At 64.1% G+C, this 18,349-nt stretch carries 12 protein-coding genes and 2 pseudogenes; 8 read left to right on the top strand and 6 right to left on the bottom strand.

The annotated features are described in order from the left end of the window. Position 1: 1 nt before the first annotated feature. Positions 2-160: a hypothetical protein gene (locus ACTOQ1_RS37215; RefSeq protein WP_440072711.1), complete on the bottom strand. Its 159-nt coding sequence runs from the start codon at positions 158-160 to the stop codon at positions 2-4. A gap of 108 nt (positions 161-268) precedes the next feature. Between ACTOQ1_RS37215 and ACTOQ1_RS37210 the strand changes: the two genes are divergently transcribed. Continuing rightward, positions 269-1,051, top strand: a complete 783-nt coding sequence (locus tag ACTOQ1_RS37210) for a transposase family protein (RefSeq protein WP_440072709.1) — start codon at positions 269-271, stop codon at positions 1,049-1,051. Positions 1,052-1,058: 7 nt separating this feature from the next. Here the strand turns inward: ACTOQ1_RS37210 and ACTOQ1_RS37205 are convergent, their stop codons facing one another. Beyond that, positions 1,059-1,433 carry a LysR substrate-binding domain-containing protein gene (locus ACTOQ1_RS37205; protein WP_440072708.1) on the bottom strand — a complete coding sequence of 125 codons (375 nt, stop codon included), beginning with the start codon at positions 1,431-1,433 and terminating at the stop codon, positions 1,059-1,061. Between the two features lie 46 nt (positions 1,434-1,479). Between ACTOQ1_RS37205 and ACTOQ1_RS37200 the strand changes: the two genes are divergently transcribed. The 7 genes and pseudogenes from ACTOQ1_RS37200 to ACTOQ1_RS37170 all read left to right on the top strand — a co-directional run. Next, positions 1,480-1,626, top strand: a complete 147-nt coding sequence (locus ACTOQ1_RS37200) for a hypothetical protein (RefSeq protein ID WP_440072706.1) — start codon at positions 1,480-1,482, stop codon at positions 1,624-1,626. Between the two features lie 195 nt (positions 1,627-1,821). After that, a complete protein-coding gene (locus ACTOQ1_RS37195) occupies positions 1,822-2,001 on the top strand; it encodes a hypothetical protein (protein ID WP_440072705.1) in 180 nt (59 codons plus the stop codon). Between the two features lie 337 nt (positions 2,002-2,338). Further along, positions 2,339-4,342, top strand: a complete 2,004-nt coding sequence (locus ACTOQ1_RS37190) for a SpoIIE family protein phosphatase (protein ID WP_440072704.1) — start codon at positions 2,339-2,341, stop codon at positions 4,340-4,342. A 298-nt stretch (positions 4,343-4,640) separates the two neighbouring features. Further along, positions 4,641-5,603 (top strand): annotated as a pseudogene (locus tag ACTOQ1_RS37185) (IS630 family transposase); the annotation flags it as partial. A 71-nt stretch (positions 5,604-5,674) separates the two neighbouring features. Continuing rightward, positions 5,675-6,220, top strand: a complete 546-nt coding sequence (locus tag ACTOQ1_RS37180; protein ID WP_440072703.1) for a helix-turn-helix domain-containing protein — start codon at positions 5,675-5,677, stop codon at positions 6,218-6,220. Then, positions 6,166-6,633 (top strand): transposase, encoded by a 468-nt coding sequence (locus tag ACTOQ1_RS37175; RefSeq protein WP_440072702.1) that lies wholly within the window; start codon positions 6,166-6,168, stop codon positions 6,631-6,633. The genes ACTOQ1_RS37180 and ACTOQ1_RS37175 overlap by 55 nt, the downstream gene beginning before the upstream one ends. 134 nt (positions 6,634-6,767) lie before the next feature. After that, a pseudogene (locus tag ACTOQ1_RS37170) lies at positions 6,768-6,905 on the top strand (IS630 family transposase); the annotation flags it as partial. Positions 6,906-7,003: 98 nt separating this feature from the next. On the opposite strand, the gene ACTOQ1_RS37165 reads toward ACTOQ1_RS37170, so the two are convergent. The 4 genes from ACTOQ1_RS37165 to ACTOQ1_RS37150 form a co-directional block, all read right to left on the bottom strand. Next, positions 7,004-7,726, bottom strand: a complete 723-nt coding sequence (locus tag ACTOQ1_RS37165; protein ID WP_440072700.1) for a TetR/AcrR family transcriptional regulator — start codon at positions 7,724-7,726, stop codon at positions 7,004-7,006. Then, on the bottom strand, positions 7,723-8,460 hold the full coding sequence (locus tag ACTOQ1_RS37160) for an RNA polymerase sigma factor (RefSeq protein ID WP_440072699.1): 738 nt from the start codon (positions 8,458-8,460) through the stop codon (positions 7,723-7,725). The genes ACTOQ1_RS37165 and ACTOQ1_RS37160 overlap by 4 nt, the downstream gene beginning before the upstream one ends. Positions 8,461-9,759: 1,299 nt before the next feature. Continuing rightward, the gene (locus tag ACTOQ1_RS37155) at positions 9,760-10,065 is read right to left on the bottom strand and encodes a hypothetical protein (protein WP_440072697.1); all 306 of its coding nucleotides are present in this window, start codon (positions 10,063-10,065) and stop codon (positions 9,760-9,762) included. 246 nt (positions 10,066-10,311) lie between these two features. Further along, entirely contained in the window at positions 10,312-17,535 is a 7,224-nt protein-coding gene (locus tag ACTOQ1_RS37150; RefSeq protein ID WP_440072695.1) for a LamG-like jellyroll fold domain-containing protein, read from the bottom strand. Positions 17,536-18,349 lie beyond the last annotated feature (814 nt).

The raw sequence follows: 18,349 nt of genomic DNA, 5'->3' as shown, positions 1-18,349 counted from the left end.
GCTATCGGCTTAGGTGATCATGGAGCATCCGGTCGAAGGTGTCGCGCAGGTCGAGGTCGCGGGTGACCTCCGGCAGGGCGCGGGCCAGCACCGGTTCGGGGGTGCGGTCGGCCATCACCAGCCCGACGCGCGGCGTCTGGATGGAGTGAGCTCTTTTCAACCTGACGGTCCTGGTCACGACGGGTCTGCGCAGAGCGGTGGCGGGTGAGAGGAGGCTCCCGGTAAGACAGCAGTCGACCAAGATCCGATGCCCCAACCGGGAGCCTCGTTGCTGTCTTACCGTGCCTCGATTCCGCTGTCTGACCGCACCCTGGTCCGCCTGGCCGAACTGATCCGCGCGCAGCGGGCCGAACGCCGCTGTCGGTGGCGGAGGTTGGACCCGGCCCAGCAGGCGCTGCTGGTCTTGGCTCACCTGCGCAACGGTGACACCTACGCCCGGCTGGCCGCAGGCTTCGCGATCGGTACCACCACGGCTTGGCGCTACGCGCGTGAAAGCGTCGATCTGCTGGCTGCGCTGGCCGATGACGTGCACGCCGCCGTTCAGCGGGCGTTCCGGCTGGCCTACGTCATCGTGGACGGCACCCTCATCCCCATTGATCGCCTGGCTGATGAGCGGCCGTACTACAGCGGGAAACACAAGCAGCACGGGATGAACGTGCAGCTGCTTGCCGATCCCGCGGGTCGCCTGGTGTGGGCCTCGCCGGCGCTGCCGGGCGCCGTTCACGACATGAGCGCCGCTCGGACGGTCGGCCTGGTCGACGCCTTGACCTGCGCCGGTGTGAAGACCTTCGCAGATAAGAGCTATCAAGGCGCGGGCCACACGATCCGCACGCCGTTCAAACGGCATCGCCATCGGCCTTGGTTGTCGCGCGGACAGCGGGACGTCAACCGCGCCCATGCCCGTATCCGAGCCATCGGCGAGCGTGCCGTCGCGACCTTGAAGTCCTGGAAGGTGCTGAGCAAGCTGCGCTGTTGCCCGCACCGCGCGACCGCACTCGTTCAAGCGATCCTCGTGCTGCAGCTCGTCGAGGAGGGCCGTGACTCAGGATGAAAAGGGCTCAGTGTTCCATACCCACCACCCGCATGCCGTCCGGGACGCCGAACATGTGCAGCCAGGCGTGCGCGATGACGCTGGACCAGCGGTGCGTGGCGACGTGGGCGAACAGGGCCGAGACGGTGTCGGTCTCGACGGCGGGGACCGCGACGGCGCCCGCGGCGGCGAAGGCGGCGTCCAGGATCCGCCGGTTGCGCATCTGCGGGCTGAGCAGGCACAGCGGGAGCGCGGCGACCTCCGCCCAGCGAGCCACGTCCCGGCTGGCGAGCTCGCCGTCGTCGGGGGTGAGCAGCAGGTAGCGCTCCTCGTACAGCGGCCTGGCGTGCGCGCCGCCCAGATCCGCCTCGTTTGAGTCCGGGCGAACCGTCGCGGCCAGCACCCTGCGCGAGACGCTGAGCCTTCAAAAGTCTCCTCGTCTGCCCTTCATGAAGATCGTGGGGGCTTTCATCGTCGGCTGTGGGAGCAGCGAGGACGATCTCGCCCAATGGGCCACGGCCTGGCGCCTGATCCGCCTGGCTAAAACGCGCGGAAACGTCACGTCGCTTTTTGCCAACCGCTGTACCGCCAGCTAAATGATCAAAGCGAACGCCCCGTCCCGGCGCGAGCCGTGCGGCGGGGCGTTCGTCACGTCCGGAGGTCAGGCGAATAACATGCCGCCGACCACTGGCCCCTTTCCCGCCCCGAGGGCGGGCCGGTGGCCTATTGGGGCGTTCATCTAACGGTCGTTTAATGAACTGCGCTCGCTCCTGAACAGTGCCGCGACCTCCTTGCTTGTCCTGCAGGAGGTCGCGGTCCTGCTGATCACGTTCGGCATGGAGGAGGACGACGACCACTACGACCACCTCCCGCTGCGCCTGGTCGACGTTGAGATCGCTGCAGTCGAGATAAGGTGCCTAGCCTGCAGCGACACCGCTAACGACGACTGCTGTCGTCGGCGGGGTCGCTGATGATTTGGTTGAGCAGTCCGATCGCGCCCGCTGTGGCGGCTCCGGCACCCAGAATCGCCCCAGGGACGGAGCTTGTGGCGGAGTAGGTGAGGACTCCTGCGACCGTACCGAAGATCAGGGAGAGGCCAAGGACCAGGGCGGATCGAATGGTCAAGAGGGGAGGTGTTGATTGAACCGGGCGACGCACGAGGGTTCCTCTCTGTTCACATCGCCGCACAACGGCGAGGCAGGTGCGAATGCTCGGTTCTAGAAAGCCAGACTTCAAGGGGGTTGCGCCGCACTGCAACGGTCACGCGCGGGGGTTGCAGACATTTGGCAACGCTCGCGATGAGGTGGTTTGTCGCTGGAAACGGCCTGGGACGGCGATGATGTGTGGGTGAGCCAGATCGCCCGCCGTCCCGTCGAGTTAGCGCCGTTGAGCCCGGAGCTCAGTCCGCAGGTAGGGGCCTGGGTAGGAGAGTTGCGCACTCAGTTCACTGCCCTGGGCATGTCGATCAGCCTGTTTTGTCGGCTCCACCCGGTAGTCGACAAGGGCACCGTATCTCGGTACTTGAATGGCAAGCGCGTGCCTGCCGAACGCTGGTTCCTCGATCAAATCCTGGCCATGCGCGCGAGTGCGGGTGTCCCGGTGACCGACGAGGTGCGCGCGTACATGGTCGATCTTCAGATGGCCGCCCTTCAGGTTGCTCATCCTCACGAGTATCGAGTCCGGAAGGTCAACGACGAGCTGAAGATCGCGGTCACGAGATGGAAGGAGGCGGAACGCTACGCCCAAGCCCTGGAGCATCAGCTCACAGAACGCACCCAGACTCTCCAAGACTTGCGCACTGAGACCGAAGGGCTGCGTGCCGCGTGGAATCACGACCGCACTCGTTACCACGAGGAGATCGCCTCCCTGGCCCAGGAATTAGAACTGGGGCGTGACCGAGTTCGCCAAGCAGAACACCGCGTCCAGGTCCTCTCGGACCTTCTCGACCGGTTGGAGGCTCAGCAGGTGGCCCGAGGTGAGTCTCCCGCCGACACCGATGTCATCTCGCAGCGGGAGGCCGAGGAGATGCGCGGCCGCCTGACTAATCAGCTCGGTGCCGCCACATTGCGGACCGCGCACCTGCAGGGCGTCACGGCGATACTCACCGAGGTATTCGACGTCGAGCAGGTGGTCCAAGTCATCATCGACGTGGGCCGCACAGCCCTGGCTGCGGACCGCTCGGCCGTGGCGCTGCTCCACGTCGACCGAGCCATGCTGAAACTGATCAATAACAGCGGCATCCCAGAGGTACCGGGAGTGGGAGCGCCAGGTGACGAGATCTCGCTGTCGCACTCCAGCGTGATGACCATGGCAATCAACAGCCGGCGCCCGGTCTTCGCCGAATCACCGGAGAGCTTAAAGGCTCAACTCCTGGACGCCGGAGGCGATGAGGCGGCGATCGATGGGTTCGTCGCCCACAGCGACGAGCGGGCCTGGATAGGCCTGCCGCTGCTGGCCGCAGGGCGTGTGCTCGGCGCGCTGAGGTTCTCCTTCACCCGCCTGCAGAAGATCTCCCAGGAGGACGGGGTGTTCCTGGAAGCCCTGGCGGGGCAGTGCGCCCTCGCCCTGGAGCGAGCTACGCTGTTCGAGCACGAGCATCGCACGGCCGAGACGCTCCAGCGCAGCCTGCTGCCTGACCGCCTGCCGGTGATGCGTGGCCTGATCCTCGCCCAGCGCTTCCGTTCCGGCAACCGCTATGTGAAGGTCGGCGGCGACTGGTACGACGCGTTCGTCCTCCAGGACGGCCGGATCGCGACGGTGGTAGGCGACGTCATGGGCAAGGGCGTCAAGGCCGCAGCCGGGATGGGCCGCATCCGCAACGCCATGCGGGCCCTGGCGCTGACTAATCCGCCGCCCGCAGCTGTTCTCACCGGCCTCGATCGCGTGTTCGAAAACACTGAGGACCTGGAGCAGATCACTACGCTCGCCTACCTGGTGGTTGAGCCGGGTACGGGAGAGGGCGCGCTGGCGCTCGCCGGGCACCCACCGCCCCTACTGATCTCCCCGCAGGGCGTGCCGCTGCTGTACGACGGCGAGCCAGGCACCCCACTGGGCTGGCCCACGAACCGCAGACAATTTAGATTCTGCGTCCCGCCCGGCCACACCGCCGTTCTGTACTCAGACGGCCTCGTCGAAAACCGTAAACGTGGATTAGATGCCGGTCTTACGGAGCTCTGCTCTGTTGTGACCGAGGCTCCATTAGAAGCTATCAGAAGCCCCCATATGCTTCTTGATTTCTTGACAGAGCGGATGCTGGAAGAGCATGAGCAGGATGACGACGTTATGTTGCTCGCAGTTCATGTTCCTTCTTAAAAGCTACACCTAGCCAAGGCGCGCCGTGTTCGGCTCCCTGGTCAGCATCGTCTCTAATGCTCCAAAGACAGGTGTGCCCTCAGGCGTTCTCAGGCCAAGCCCGACACCTTCCCCGCGCGTTGATGAACCGTTGAAATGCACCTTCGCCCCGCCGTTCCGCAACTCCCTGAATAACCCTGATTATCCGGGGAGTGTTCGCCCTTTGGGCAGTCTTTTCCCTCCAAAGCGGTTTCCACCCGCTCGCTCGGGTGCGGGGCGCCTAGTGTGCCGCGTCTAAAATTCGTCGGCTAAGTCTAGAATGGGTTACATGGCGCGGACGGGAAGGCCCAAGACTCCGGTGACGCTTTCCGCTGATGAGCGTGCCACGTTGGAACGCTGGGCCCGGCGTGCGAAGTCCTCGCAAGTCCTGGCGATGCGGTCGAAGACCGTGCTGGCGTGCGCGGACGGTCTGGACAACATCGAGATCGCTGCCGCCCTGCGGATCCACCGCGACACGGTCTCCAAATGGCGGCGGCGGTTCGTCCGGCTCCGGCTGGAGGGGCTGATGGACGAGCAGCGCCCCGGCCGCCCGCCCTCGGTCACCTTGGATCAGGTCGAGCAGGTGGTGGTGACGACCTTGGAGCAGGTGCCGAAGAACGCCACCCACTGGTCGAGGACCTCGATGGCCGCCCGAAGCGGACTGTCGAAGTCCACGATCGGGCGGATCTGGCGCGACTTCGGCCTCAAGCCCCACCAGGCCGGCACCTTCAAGCTGTCGAGTGATCCACTGTTCGTGGAGAAGGTCGTCGACGCCGCAGGGCTGTATCACAACCCGCCCGAGCGGGCCGTGGTCTTGTGCGTGGACGAAAAATCCCAGATCCAGGCCTTGGACCGCTCACAGCCGGTGTTGCCGATGATGCCGGACATGCCCGAGCGGCGCACCCATGACTACGCCCGCAACGGGATCACCAGCCTGTTCGCCGCCTTCAACGTCGCAGACGGCACCGTCATCGGTGAACTGCACCGCCAGCACCGCGCCGCCGAGTTCAAAAAGTTCCTGATCACGATCGACAGGGCCGTCCCGGCCGAGCTGGACGTCCACCTGATCTGCGACAACTACGGCACGCACAAAACCCCGGCGATCAAAGCGTGGCTGGCCCGTCATCCCCGTTTCCACATGCATTTCACCCCGACCGGCTCCTCCTGGATCAACCAGGTCGAGCGCTGGTTCGGCTTCCTGACCGATCAGATGATCCGGCGCGGAGTACACAAAAGCGTGCAACTGAGCTTGAAAGGCGGGTGTTACCAGGGGGTGGCCGATGATGGCTTGCGGCGATCGGTTATCCCGGAGGTATGAGGTATGCCGAGGGCGGCGGGCTGACCGCCGCGGAACGTGCCCGGCGGGAGCGGTTACGCTTCGAGGCCGCGGAGTTGTTTGCGCAAGGGGTCCCCGCGCCGCAGGTGGCGCGGCGGTTTCGAGTGAGCCGGATGTCGGCCAACCGCTGGTATCGCGCCTGGCAGTGCGGTGGCATGGAGGCGCTGGCCTCCAAGGGGCCGGGCGGGGAGAGATGCCGGCTGGATGCGCGGCGGCTGGAGCGGCTGCGGGCTGAGTTGGAGCGTGGTCCGGCCGCGCACGGATATCTGGAGGACCAGCGCTGGACGCTGGCCCGAATCGCCGACCTGATCGCGGTGTTGTTTCACGTCCGCTACACCTTGCGTGGGGTGTCGTATCTGCTGCACCGCCTGGGCTGGAGTCCGCAGATCCCCGTGCAGCGGGCCGTTGAGCGCGGCGAGGGGGTGATCACCTCGTGGGTCGCCGAGGAGTGGCCGGCGATAAAAGGGCGGTGCTCGACCTGGGCGCCTGGCTGTGCTGGGAAGACGAGTGCGGGCAGAACCTGAGACCGCCCCGGGCGCGGACCTGGGCGTCGCGCGGCCGCACTCCGGTGGTCACGGTGACCGGCAAAGGGTACGCACGAGTGGCGGTGGTCGGGCTGGTGTGCGCCAAGCCGGGGCAGCGTACCCGGCTGATGTACCGCCTCCTGGCCCGGCGCGGACAGCCCGGTGAGGCCAAGGGCTTCGGCCCCGCGCAGTTCGCGGCACTGCTCGATGCCGCGCACGCTCAGCTCGGCGGGCCGCTGGTGCTGGTGTGGGACAACGACCGCCGTCACCTGTCACGGGCGATGCGCATCGCGATCGAGGCGAGGCCTTGGCTCACGGTCTTCCAGCTGCCCGCTTACGCGCCGGAGCTGAACCCGGCCGAAGGGGTGTGGTCCGGTCCTCAAGCGTGGCCTGGCCAATCTCGCTCCCCATGACGTCGATCAACTCACCGTGCTGGTCAAGACCAAGCTCAAACGGATGCAGTACCGTCCTGCGCTGCTCGACGGTTTCATCGCCCAGACCGGCCTAATCCTCGAACAGTCGTAACTTCAACCATTCAAGTTCAGAAGCCCTGGAGGCCGACATCCGCGCCTGGATCGATGACTGGAATGACAACCCGCGCCCGTTTGTCTGGAAGAAGACCGCCGAGGAGATCCTCGAATCCTTAGCCCGATATTGCCGACGAATTTCTGACGCAGGACACTAGCGCGTGAGCTGCGGCGGGCAACTGCTCGACGTCAGCCGCCTTGATGAGGGCCAGACACAGCGGCATGTGCTCGTAGTGACCGCCGGGACCGGCAGCGCTCAGGTGGCGAACATGCGCCGGAAGATATGCACCGAGGCGTCGATCAACGGCTCGATAGAGGGCGCAGGGCTGACCATCACCCACTCGAGGAGCAACTCGGTGATGGCGCCGATGAGGCCGAGTGCCAGCAGGTGGGGGTCGAAAGGGAGCGGCGGTGATACGTCTCGCACCTCGACCTCGATGATCTTGACGAACGCTGCGATCGCCTGCTGTCTGGCCCCGCTGAAGACGTCCCCGGCCCGGCGGACTTCCAGATGCATGATCCGGGCCCGCCGTATGTCCTTGGTGACGAAGCGGATGTACTCCTTAATACCAGCCACGATCCGGTCGTCGAGCGTCGGCGGGACCTTCTCCATGGCCTCGGTCATCGACAAAAGCGTCTCCTCGACGCATCTCTCGTAGACGACCTGCGCAAGGTCATCTCGGCCAGCGAAGCACTCGTAGAAGGCCCGGTTAGAGATGCGCGCGCTCGCGCACAGCCGCTCGATCGTGGTGACCTGGAATCCCGGATGGGCAAACAGCGTGTAAGCGGCGGTAATAAGGCGCTCGCGTCGCTCCGCAATCCTCTCCTCCGCGCTCATGCCCCTGTAGCCGCGTTGGATCCGGTGGACTTCATCAACCCGCAACTGCAGAGTCCGCTGCCTCAGTTGGCGTGCCCCGTCCGTGCCGAGTGATGAGCGTTCAATCATCCCGTTGAACTGCTCATCAGCGGTGTTGCTCACGATCGGTCACCCCCTTGCAGCTCTTGCTTCTTGCTTGTTCTCCACCGATGCAAGGCTCCTTCTACCGCCCGAACAGAGCTCTCCCCGAGGAGCTCGACAATTTCTTTCTGGCTATAGCCGTCGATCGTCAACGCGACGATCGCACGGGTCCGCGCGTTGAGGCGTCCTAGATCGTCACGAACGCGCATAGTGCCCAGTGCTTGTGCCTCCATACTGGCGATGAGACCGGCATCCGGTTCCAAGGTGACAGCCTCTTCTATGTGCGCCCAGTTCCATCTCCTCTGCTGGGCCCGGCGCTTGCGGAACTCATTGGGGAAGATGTACAGGCAAGCGCCCATGAAGTAGGTCGGCAAGCTGGCACCACCTTCGTAACGCCAGCCGCCCTCGATGAGCGCATGTTGGCGAAACCGTGGAAGAGCAAGAGCGACGGTCATCGTGGCAAGTTCCTCACGAGCGTCGGAGTCACGGTGCAGCTCCTCAAGTTCGGCGTCGCTGGGGGACAAAACGAACGTGCGGCTTGCGGTCAGCTTGAAGATGTAGCCGGTGTACATCCAGCCGCGAAGGACCGACATGCCGTACCGAGCCAGCTCGTTTTCGAACCTCTGGTACCTGTCGCCGGTGAAGTCGTACCGGGCCATCTCATCACGTAGCCGCTGGTCAGCCGCCCGGCGCTCCAGGCCTTCCTGCAGTTGCTGAGCCTTTGCCGCTACCGTGGCCGGGATCCCCTTGAGCACATCTGACGGCAGAACGAGAGCGAGAGCGGAGGCGCTGTTTTCGGGAGGTTGTACTGGTCCGGTAAGCGCACTGACCGCGGGCGACCTGCCCGCTGCCTGTCCGCTGTCGCTCACCGGCCTACTGCCCTTCCGTCGGTCTCGTCTGTAGATGGCCCTTGTAGGTGCGCACCCGGCAGGCACCCCACGGAGATTTCCAAGTTTTTTTCGTACGGGTCTTCTGAGCGATTTTCGTGGGATGACGGCCCGCTTGCGACTTACGAGCGGAAGATTCGTCATCACCCCTGGGGAGAACTTCGTGGCACCGTCGCCTGACCCGCTGCTGTCTGTCCGTGCTGCCGTGATCCTGCTGCTGGCGGTTGTCGTGGGCTTGCTCGCGGGCTTGCTCGCTTATCTTGCTGGCCAGCCCCTGCCGGCGGCATGTCTGGTTGGTGGCGGAGCGATCGGCGGGAGCGCCCTTCTGTTCCACACGGTCGTCGGGCGTTAGCCGGTTCTTTTCGGGTGATCAGTAGGTACGCCGACGGGGTGCCCGGACCTCACGACCTTGGTGATGGCTTCGGCTTTCTCGCGAAGCGGTCAGCCAAGCCGCCGCATACCCCATGAACCCGCACCAATACTGGCCGCAGCCGATTATCTATGTCGGGCGATCCCAGAGAAATCCCGCAACGGTCCGTCAGTGGCATTGCTGACCTGGGCGAACCTAATCGCGTGTACCTGGCTGCACGACTCTTACCGACACCCCGATCTGTGGCACCTGCCTGGGCGCGGGCGGCAAATGGATCGACCGCAACGGCAGCAGCACCAAGCAGAGCGTCTGGGTGGCGTGCACCGCGTGCGCCGGGACGGGGCGGCGATGAGCGATGCGATCACCTGCCCCAAGTGCGAGGGAGAGAGCAGCCAGCGTCTGGGCCAGCTGCGCATTGCGTGCCGGTTCTGCCACGGCCGGGGCTGGGTCAGCGCCGAGCACGAGCCCGCCGAACCTCCACCACCGCCCACGAGCCGCCCCCGCCTGGGAGCACCGCATCTGGTCCGACTCCGCCGCGGCCTTTCTGAGATGCCGCTACTGCCTGGGATCGCAGACGGTGGCGCACCTGGATGCAAGCACCCGCACGCTGGTAATGACGCCCTGCCAATGCCGGATGTCCGGGGACCTGCCGGCGAGCGCGTAGAGAATCGTGGTGTTCATGGGTAGGACATGCGATGACGTTACTGTACCTCCGCCAACCTGATTCCCCGGAATTTTTAAACCATTTCGAGAATTCGTTCGTGAGTACGATAAACGCAATTGACGACATGAAGCCGTTAGCAGAATTCCCGCACTGTCTGAGCTCTGAAAGCCGCTTCTTTCATCTTCTTTCCCGTATCAGTCAAAACGGTGTCACTGCCGGCCAGGTCAGACGGGACGGCTTGGCGACTCGCTTGGACACCGGTCGCTTTTCTTTCACCGAAGGACAATTCTAGACTCAATGAATCGGGCAGCGGAGAGACAAGTGGAACCTTCACCTGCTCGAACTCCTCTGATGCGCCGACAGTGATCCGGCCACCTTCACGGATGCTTTTTATAGGACTGGAGGCTTCCCATAGCACTTGATGGGTCGCGTAGTTCATAACCTGAACTGAGGTGACCTGCTCTCCCGGACAGAGCGGCGCGAAGTACTGGAGCCTGCCGTCGCCGCTGAGACCCATTGCTACAGCGCGGGGTAATGGATCGCCGATGGGGAGATATGGCCCCTCCCCGCATCCCGTTAGCGCCAGCGCCAGCGCCAGTACACTTGCACATCCAATGATAGAGCCGCGTGGGAAGCGTCTAACGAGTAACGGCATTTTCATTCCCCTCAAGGGCGATAAGGTATTTTATGGACAATTATATCCGGTTTTCCCTTTTTTCTCTGCTTGCTGTTCGTACACATTTTGACACGCATTTCCCCACGACGCTGAAATCTGATCCCAATAGTAGACGTAGAAGGTGGGCCAGTAGCCGGTCTGGTTATAATAATGGTACCACTGTTTCCTGTGCTCTAACTCATGCTTGAGATACGTCGCCGTAGTCGTGGTCGCACTCTTTCCGGTCAGGTACACGTTTCCTATCGTGCTTCCCCCGCCAGCATAATATTTCTTGTCCAACCCCTTGCATACCATTAGAGCGGTCGCGAAGTCCTGGTTGCATTTAGCCCCCTTGGACTCTGCCCACAACTTGGTTTTCTCGTCCATCACCTTGAGGGGTGTCGATATGGACCAGCCTGATCCCAAGAACTGAAGAAGGGCCACCGGCATCCCTGCGAGCTTTAGAGCGCCTTCCATAACAGGCGGAATGTCGCAACGCGGCTGCTGTTTTGCACTGTTTCCACAGACGAAAACTCTGATGTCCTCCCATGCCTCTTCAATCACTTTCTTGCACCTCGACGACTTCAAGTCAGAATGACATCCTTCGAGGTTAGGGTCGCGATCCCAAAGTGGTATAAATCCGCCACCGTCATTCTTCTCTCCGGAGTTGCTGGAGAAAAACACACTACCCTTGTCGCAGCAAATCTCGGGATTGTAAAGTTGCAACACGTTATATAAAGCGTGAAATTCTACACGCTCCGCCGCAGACCATTTCCAATATTCTTTTGCGATGGCCTTCTCTAGCGGGCGACCATTTTCCATAAGGCCCCATTTCTTCGCTTCGGCCTTGTTTAAAAGTGGCATCCAAGAAGAGGGGCCAAAGGTCGCTTCCCACTCCTTTAGTTCTTTCAAGGTGCTTGCCTGGTACACCAGATTTGAGACGTAGCCGCCCCATGGGTTATATGGCTTGCCAGGGATGATCTCTGGCGGGGTCCAATCCCAGCTTGAGGAACGATTATTAATGTATTTATCCCAGTAGCTACTCGTATCGTAGGACTGCCAGCCGGAGCCACCGCTCGCGGTACTCGGGGAGCTCACGGTGTTGAGCTGGATGGAGTTGTGCCCGCTGGGGTCGGTGTGAGTGAGAGGGCCAGCGTTGGCATAGGTGTATCGGTTGGCTTGCACCGATGGGTCGGGGTTGAGGGTGGCGGTATCGCGGGAGGTGAAAGCACCCGTGCCGGGCTGGTACCAGCGGGCGTGCATGTTGACCTTGCCGGTGTCCGGGTCGGTGTATTCCCCCTGGTAGCCGAGAGCGCGTTGGGTGCCGGAGCGGTGGGTGACAGCGCCGAAGGGGTCGTAGGCGGTCGAGTCGACCAAGGCGGTGCCGGAGAAGGTGGCGATCATATCGCCGTGTAGATCGGTCATCGTGGCCAGGGCGGGGCTCGCGCCCTCCTGGAGACTGAGCAAGCCGCCGAACGGGTCGCGGCCGTACTTGGCCTGGACGGCGCCCACTCCGTCAGTGGTGGTGACCAGGTCGTTGCTGAGCCCGGAGTAGATGAAGCGCTGCTGGGTGGCGCCGGCGGTGCGGGAGGTCATCCGGTCCAGGGCGTCGTAGCCGTAGGTGGCCTCCCCATCGGAGACGAGCCGGTCGAAGGCGTCGAAGGCCAGATTGCGGGTGACGCCAGCCTTGGTCTCGGTGGCGGTGGTACCGCGCGGGGTGTAGGTGTAATCGGTTCCGGCTCCGCTGGTGAGCCGGTTGCGCTGGTCGTAGACGAACGTGTTGCTGCCAGCCTTGGTGCGGTTGCCGGAGGCGTCCCATTCGTAGGCGGTGACAGCACCGCCGGGGGCGGTCCAGGAGGTCAGCCGTCCGGAGCGGTCATGGGCGTAGGTGTTGGTGCCGACTCCGGCGGTGCCGGTGGTGGTCTTGGTGGTGAGGTTGTCGTCCTTGTCCCACAGGTAGGAGATCTTCGACAGTTCGGTGCCGGAGCTGTTCTTCACCGTCTGGGAGGTGAGCCGGTCCATGGTGTCGTAGTCATAGGTCTGGGTGCCGACCGGGTTGGCGGAGGTTTTGCTCTTGAGCCGGTTGGCGTGGTCGTAGCCGTAGGTCCAGGTGCGCCCGGTCACCGGGTCGCCGGCGGTGCTGAGCCGGTCGGCGGCGTCCCAGGTGTAGTTCGCCGTCCCCGCCGGGTCGACGCGCTGGGTGAGGTTGCCGGTGGCGTCGTAGGCGTAGGCGGCGATCTGGTTGGTGGCCTTGGAGACCTTGGTCAGCAGGCTGCGGTCGTTGTACTCGAGGGTGTAGTCGCCGATCGTGGTGAGGCGGCCCGCGCTGTCGTAGGTGGCCGCGTGGTTCACGGTGGCCATCGCGGTTCCGCTGCCGACCTCGGCGGTCATCCGGTTCAGCTGGTCGAAGGTGCGGTCGATGCGCACCCCGCCCGGCTGCAGGGTGGCGGTGGCGTTGCCGGAGGCGTCGTAGATGCTGGTCCAGGTTCGGTCAGCGGCGTTCGGGTGGGCGGTGGTGGATGGTTCGATGACCGATTCGACCAGGGCGAGGGTGTTGTAGGTGGTCCAGGTGGCGTTGCCGCGGCCGTCGGTGGTGCGGGTGCGTGCCCCGGTGGCGTCGTAGCCGAATGTCGAGGTGATCGACGAGGTCGCGGTGACCGGTTCGATGAGGGAGGTCAGCCGTCCTGCGGCGTCGAACGTGCGCTGGGTGATATACCCCTCGCCGGAGGTGGTGCTGGTCGGGTTGCCGGCCGGGTCGTAGCCGAACTCGACGGTGCGTGTCGTGCTGGTGCCGGTGAGGTCCTTGGCGGCGGTCTTGCGGCCGGCCAGGTCGTAGGTGGCTTCGGTGGCGTTGCCCAGGGCGTCGGTCACCTTGGTCTGCCGGCCCATCAGGTCATAGCTGAAGCTAGTGGTGCGGCTAGCCGGGGCGGAGGTGGTAGGGGTGGCCGGGGCGATGGTGGTCGTGACTTCCCCGGCGGCGTTGACCGTGTACGTGGTGATCTCGTTGTCTGGGGCTGGTGCGACGGTTTTGATGAGGTTGCTTGCAGCGTCGTAGGTCAGCCTGGTGGTGTGTGCCGCGGTGGTGGGATTGCGCTCGATCACGGTCTGGGTGATCTGCCGGCCCAGGCCGTCGTAGGTGGCCTCGATACGCGCTCCGGTGGGGTCGATCACCGCGAGCTGCTCGCCCAACCGGTTGTATTCGGTTATCCGGACGCCGCCTGGCCCGGATGGGCCGGGTTCGGTGACCTTGACCGGGCGTCCCAGCGCGTCGTAGACGGTGGAGGTGACGTGCTCGCGCGGGTCGGTGATCGTGGTCTGCCGCCCGGCCGCGTCGTAGCCGAAGCTCACCTTGGGAGTGATCGCGCTGCCGCCTGGCGGGGTGTAGGGCGCGCCGATGGTCGAGGTCAGGCGTCCGGCCTTGTCGAAGACGGAGGTGGTGGTGCGCCCTTCGGCATCGATGGTCTGGGTCTGCTGGCCCGCGCTGTTGTAGCCGTACCTGACGGTGGGCCGCCCGGTGGCGGCGGTAGTGCCGTTCTTCTCGATCGTCACCTGCGGTGATTTGGTCTCTACCAGCCGACCGGCAAGGTCATAGCGCATCGTGGCGGTGAAGTCCGTGGGCGTGGCGCCGGAGGCGTTGCCGCGCGGGTCAACGGTCGCGGTCAGCAGGCCGCGGTCGTCGTAGTCGCTGGTGGTGACCAGGTCCTCGGCGCCGTTCTCCACGGTTTGCCGGGTCACCTGGTTCAGCGCGTTGTAAAGGTAGGAGGTGGATTCGACGCGGGTGGTGCCGGCTGCGGTGAAGGTCTTTTTGGTGACGTTGTTGTTCTTGTCGTATTCGAAGGCGGTCTTACGTCCGAGGGCAGCGGGGTCGAACGTGGTGGAGGTCAGACGGCTGGCGGCGTCGTAGACGTAGTCGGTGGTGACCTTCTCGCCGCTGGTGTCCTGGCCGGCTGGATCGTCGGTGATCTTCTTGATGAGGTTGCCGGCCGGGTCGTACTCGTTTGATTCCAGCACCACGTCGGTCACTGTGTCCTCCTCCTCGTTGAGGAGGACATCGTCGCCAACCGTCTTCGCCGCGCGGTTGTCCATCCAATAGGTGAAGGCCTTCTTACGGCCTATCGCGTCGACCTGACCCGCTAACCGGCCGCCGGGATCGTAGGAGGAGGATCCCAGCACCATGTCCTGGGCAGCCTGCGGGCTGACTGGGCTGCCGGTCCAGTCCTTAAGCGTTGTGGAGGTTGGTTCCCCACGATCGGTGTAGGCAAAGGTAACGACCGTACCCATTGGGTTGGTCTGGGATGTCTGAGCGCCGGTGGCATCCCACGTGGAGGCGGTCACTCCGCCCTCAGGGTCAGTGACCGTCTTGACCCGACCATAAGAGTCGTAGGTGTTCGTGGTGAGGCGCGCGGGGTCGCCACCGGTTAGGTCGGTCACGGTAGTGGTGAGCACGTTGCCGTCGGCGTCATAGGTCAGCGTCGTCTTGGCGGTGTGGGTGACGTCGGTGACCTCGTTCTTCACCCCGGGATCGGTACGGGTGAGCACCTGCCCAAGACCGTTGTAGGTGAAGGTCGTGCTGACTCCACTGGGATGGGCCGCCGAGATCTCAGTGCGGGTGATCAAGCGGCCCACCGCGTCATAGACAAACGTCGTCTTCAGCCCTGATGGGCTGGTCTGCTCGGCCACCTGCCCAGAAGCGGTGTAGCGGTAGATCGTCTCGTTACCCTTAAGATCCTTAGCCGACTCCAGCAGCCCGGCGGGGGTGGTGCCGCCGCCGATCGCGGGCTCGGTACCGTCGGTATAGGTGGAGATCGCCCATCGGCCGGCCGGGAAGTCCGCAGTGGCCGGGCTGGTCACCTTTGTTACCTCGCCGTGACTGGTGTACTCGGTGGTAGTGGCATAGGTGGTGTCGATATCGGAGGCCGAGCGCCCATCGCGGTGCACGATCACCTGGTCGTTGCGCGGATCGAAGGCGTCGGCGGTGTTGAGGTAGTACTTCCAGCGTTCGATCGCGCATTCGCCGACGGCGCGACAGTACTTGCGGGCGATGAGGTTGTCACGCTCGTCGTAGTAGACATCGTTGACGATATTGTTGCGGTCGATCAGCTTGGCCAGCGACCCTGACTGGTTGTACTCATGCCAGGAGGTGTACCCCAGCTGATCGGTCTCCCCGATAATGCGATAACCGCGCCAGGCGTCATAGAGGTACTTCAACTCCTCGTTGCGCGGGTCGACCACGGTGACCCGGGCGGCGCCGGTCTGCGGGTCGTAGGTCTGCGCGCCGATCTGCCAGGTCCCGCCGTTGCGGTCGACGTGGGTTTTGAGCCGGTCGGTCGCGGCGTCGTAGGTGTTGGCCGCCCACACCCGACCCGAGGGCAGGGTGACGCCGGTGAGCTTGTGCGCCGCCTCGGCCCGGGCTGTGTGATGAGCGCTCACCTCGGCCGCAGTCAGCGGCTTGTCGTAGATCGCGACCTCGTCGATGAAGCCCTTGAACGGGAACGCCGCCCGCGGGGTGGGCACCGCCGGGGAAGTGGCCGGATCGGCCACACCGTTGCCCACCGTCGCGATGCTGCGCCAGGAGGTCACAGCCGCGCTCAGGGTGCCTACCGGCGCGCCGTCCAGGAACAACGTTTGGTTCTGGCCGGAGACGGTCAGCACCACGTGGTGCCAGGTGTTGTCGTTGACTACGCCGGTGGAGGTGATCGGCGCGGCGACCGCGGCCAGTGAGCCGCGCAGCTTGCCATCAGTGCCGACATACAGCATCGGCCCCCACGGGATGCCAGAGGTCTCCTGGGTGCCAGCGGCCATCAGCACCCCGGACTGGCTGGTCTTGAACCACGCCTCCACTGAGATCTGATCACCCAGGTGCGGCACCGTGTCGGCGGGCAGCTTCAGCGCCGAACCGGTGGTGAACTCCACCGAGGTGTCGGGGCTGCCAGCCAGCGCGCCGGGCTTCGCATACCCGACCCCCTGATAGGCCGCATTGGCCTGGCCCGCGCCCTGGTCGGCCGCCACCGTTCCCGATGCCTCGCCCAGCCGCCAGTAGGCGTAGGGGTCGTCGTCCAGGACACCGCTGCGGTATTGGGAGCCGGTGCCGTAGCTGTAGTGGGTGCAGTTGGGGGCGGCCACCGGTGCACACACCCCGGTCAGCCGATCCCCGTCGTAGTGGTAGGTCCACGTCAGCGGCGCACCGTTCACCGAGTCGCTGGAGACCGAGGTGACGTAGGCGCCGGTCCAGGTGAAGGTCAGCGACCGCCCGCCCGTGGCTGTCACCGTCGCCAGTTTCCCACCCGTGCCGTAGGTCAGCTCCTGGCCGCGGCCGCGCGAGTCGGCGACTTCGGTCAACCGGCCTTGGGCGTCGAAGGTGTAGGTGGTGGCTGACTTGTCCATCAGCCGCCAGGTGCCGCCGCTTTCTTCAGCCAAGGTGGCGTGCATGCCCGGCGGCGGCTGAAAGACCCCTGACCCGTTGCCCATGAACCGCACCTGGCGGCCATCGGGGTAGGTCACCAGCGCCGCGACGGCCACGCCTCGCACCTCTTTGACGAGCTTCATGTCCCAGCGGGTCGACCAGCCCGCGCCGAAGATCCCGTCGGTGCGCGGGTCCATGCTGTTATAGGAGCGCGTCACTGACAGCGGTGGCCCGGCGGTGGGAACCGACAGGTCGGTGGCGGTGGTGGTGTAGTTGCCGCTCTGCTGGTGAAACTCCTGGCCGTTGACGCCGGGGGTGGCCAACTGCGAGGTCACCACAGGCTGGCGCACCCCGGTGACGAAGGTGTGCACCGGTGAAAGGGTCGACGTTGAGTTAGAGGTGTCGGTGACGGTGACCGTCCACCAGTACTGCTTTCCCCACGCCAGCTTGGCCGCGGGCACCTTCCAGGTGTTGACCCCAGCAGCCAGGGTGCCAGAGGAGGTGCACCCCGTCCCGGTCATCGTGTCCTTGTCACAGATCTTGAACGCGTACCGCACCGATCCGCCCACCGTGCTGCGCCCTTGGGCCCGCAAGGTGGGAGTCAGCGAATCCATCAACATCCCGCTGCGCGGAAAGGTGTTCAACAACGTCGGCTCACCGGCCAGCAGTGAAGCCTGCGACTGTGCCGGGATGACCGAGGTCTTCGACGAAGACCCGGCCTGGGTGCCGGTCGTCTGCTGATCGACGAAGCGCTCCTCGATGGGGACCGCCCCTTCGGGCGGCTCGATATCCGAACGCCATTGGCCGTCAATCACCGCCGCTGACATCTCGGTGGTCGCCTTGCTGCTCACCAACGAGGGGAAACCCGCTGCTGATCCTGTCAGCTGCTTCGGCGTGTCCGGGACGCTGTGATAGAGCACGGCCGATCGCATTGCGGCAGACACTGGAACTGCTTGGAAAAGCAGCAAGCCAGGGGTCACAGTCGTAACGACGACTACCGCTGCCCACGTTTTCACGCGCACTGAAAACGACCACGGCACATTTCGGCGCATACGCCGTCATCCTCCGAACACGTCAGCGCGAGAGCCAATCGCTCCCGCGTTACCCCAGTCCGCCGCAGCGCTTTGGCCAGGCCAAAGGCGACAGTTCGGAGTGCAGAACAAGCAAACGATCAAAAATTACATATAAAACCTTTATGCCGCAATATGTGCAAGTGCGGGCAAAAAGGACACGCTTTCCAGGTTTAAAATGCCGTGCATTGGTTTCGTGGCTGCGTGATTACTTTGAGCCATCGGCGGAGGGACCGAAACGATCACGCAAAGGCAGTGGCCCCTTGATCGCCGACGCCTTCGCATGCACCCCTCCAAGCTGCCCTAATAGCACATTCCGCGCCTGCGAGGCTGTGGTGATGTCCATGGAAGTGTGGCGAAAAAGGTTACAAGGAGAGGCTCCGTTGATTTTAGGATGTCCGAAAATGAGCACAAGAAGCGACGGAACACAAGAGGTGGCCGCCATGGAAAGCGGGCGACGGCGACAAGCTAGTGGCTTGATGTGATGCAGAACACGCCACGCCGAGATGGCCTCGCTCTGCCTATAACTCTGGAACAGTCAGTTCCAAGATCACTTCTACGACTTAACACCCCGGATAAGTTACGTTATCCGGGG

Source organism: Streptosporangium sp. OZ121 (assembly GCF_051918885.1).
Lineage (GTDB): Bacteria > Actinomycetota > Actinomycetes > Streptosporangiales > Streptosporangiaceae > Streptosporangium.
This window is presented reverse-complemented; position numbering and strand designations above follow the sequence as displayed.